Origin of the sequence: Kineococcus glutinatus, from assembly GCF_039542765.1 — a bacterium.
In the GTDB taxonomy this organism is placed as follows: Bacteria; Actinomycetota; Actinomycetes; order Actinomycetales; family Kineococcaceae; genus Kineococcus_A; species Kineococcus_A glutinatus.
The window spans coordinates 1-1,857 of sequence record NZ_BAABIL010000426.1 but is presented as its reverse complement, the minus strand read 5'-3'; the positions used below and the strand labels follow the sequence as shown (position 1 = coordinate 1,857).

General features: G+C 79.1%; 3 protein-coding genes. 2 read left to right on the top strand and 1 reads right to left on the bottom strand.

The features are described 5' to 3' along the window. Positions 1-133: 133 nt before the first annotated feature. Together ABEB16_RS15135 and ABEB16_RS15130 are read left to right on the top strand one after the other, a co-directional pair. Positions 134-751, top strand: a complete 618-nt coding sequence (locus ABEB16_RS15135) for a histidine phosphatase family protein (protein ID WP_345713062.1) — start codon at positions 134-136, stop codon at positions 749-751. 87 nt (positions 752-838) lie between these two features. After that, complete coding sequence (locus ABEB16_RS15130) at positions 839-982, top strand: hypothetical protein (RefSeq protein ID WP_345713061.1); 144 nt, start codon at positions 839-841, stop codon at positions 980-982. 214 nt (positions 983-1,196) lie between these two features. On the opposite strand, the gene ABEB16_RS15125 is transcribed toward ABEB16_RS15130, so the two are convergent. Continuing rightward, on the bottom strand, positions 1,197-1,857 hold a 661-nt coding region (locus tag ABEB16_RS15125), incomplete at its 5' end, for a Rossmann-fold NAD(P)-binding domain-containing protein (protein WP_486335989.1).

The window sequence follows — 1,857 nt, the reverse complement described above, 5'->3', positions numbered from 1 at the left end:
GACGTGCGCGATGCCGGCCCGGGCAGCGTGGACGTGCGCGACTCCAGCGGTTCGCGCACCCGCTCCTGATCCCACCGCCTGCCGACCCCACCCGCCGTCGGTCCCCGGCCCGGCGGCGCCTAGCATCCGCGTCGTGTCGATCATCCTGCTGCGCCACGGCGAGACCGAGTGGAGCCGCAGCGGCCAGCACACCGGGACCACCGACCTGCCCCTCACCGCGCGCGGTGAGGGGCAGGCGCGCGCCCTGGCCCCCGTGCTCGCCGCCCGCGCCGCCGCGCTCGTCCTCACCAGCCCCCGCCGGCGCGCCCGCCGCACCGCCGCCCTGGCCGGGCTCACCGCCGAGCGGGCCGGGCGCCGCCCCGAGGTGCGCGTCGACGAGGACCTCGCCGAGTGGGACTACGGCGCCTACGAGGGCCGCACCACCGCCGCCATCTCCGCCGAGCTCGGCCGGTCCTGGTCGGTGTGGACGGACGGCGTCCTGCCCGGTGACACCCCCGGGGAGACGCTGGAGGCGCTCGCCGCACGCAGCCGGGCCGTGCTGGAGCGGGCGGTCGCCGCGGAGCGGGAGAGCGGCGACGACGTCGCCCTCGTGGGGCACGGGCACGCGCTGCGCGTCCTCACCGCCTGCTGGCTGGGGCTGGACCCCGCCGCGGGCGCGCTGTTCGTGCTGGCCGCGGGCAGCTGGGCGGAGCTGGGCCACGAGCACGGCCGGCCTGCGCTGCTGCGCTGGAGCGTGCCCGCACCCGGCTGAACGCCCGGATGCGGGACGGGCCGCGCTGGCCGAGGATCGAGCCGGTGCGCGCAGGGCGCGCCGGACGAGCAGCCGAGGAGCAGCCCGATGAGCACCCAGCCGCACGAGGGCCACGAGCACCAGCCGGGTTCGGCCGAGGCCGCGGAGGAGCCCGCGGTCGACGGCTACGGCAACGACACGGGCTTCGCCGAGGAGGCCGAGGAGGCCGATCCCGCCACCGGCGGTTCCTGACGGGACGTCCCCCGCGCCCCCCGCTGCGCCTCCCCTCCCGCTGCGCCTCCCCTCCCGCCCATCTCCGGGTTTCCGCGCCGCTGATCGCCCGGTGCGGCGCCGAAACCCGGAGATGGGCGCGGCGGGTGGGCCTCGCCGGCGCCGAAACCCGGAGATGGGCGCGGCGGGGAGGCGCGGGGAGGGGCGGCCGCGCGGGGGAGGGGCGGCGCGCGGGTCAGAGCAGCGGCGGGCGGTCCTTGGCGGTGCGGCGCACCCCGTCGAGCAGCTCGGCCATCGCCTCCGTCGACGTGCGGGCCGGGTTCCAGCCCAGCTCGCGGCGGATCCGCTCGGTGCTCATCACCGGCGACAGCATCGCCAGGTCCACCCAGCCCGGTTCCGACGGCTGCAGGTGCGCGTGCCACGTGGCCGACGCCAGCGCCCGCAGCGCCGCCGCCGGGACCGGCACGTGCTTGGCGCCGAGCACCTGCGCGAGCTGCCGCGGCCCCAGCACCGGGTCGGCCGCGACGTTGAACGCCCCCGTGGCCCGCGCGTGCAGCACCAGCCGCAGCGCCTCGGCGAGGTCGTCGGCGTGCACCCCCTGCAGCACGAGGTCGCCCGGCACGGGCAGCACCGGCACGGCCCGCCGCCGCAGCAGGACGCGGGGCACCAGGTCGCCCAGGAAGTAGCGCACCACCTCCTCCCCGGCCCCGCCCTGGAACACCAGGCCGGGCCGCAGCACCGCCAGCGGCGGGATGCCGGTGCGCACCAGGCCGGGCAGCGACTGCTCCACCCACGCCTTGTGCCGGCCGTACTGCGACGTGCCGACGCCCGTCACGGGGTGGTCCTCGCCCACCGGCACCAGCGGCGTCTCCCGCGGGCGCGGCCCGTAGGCGCCG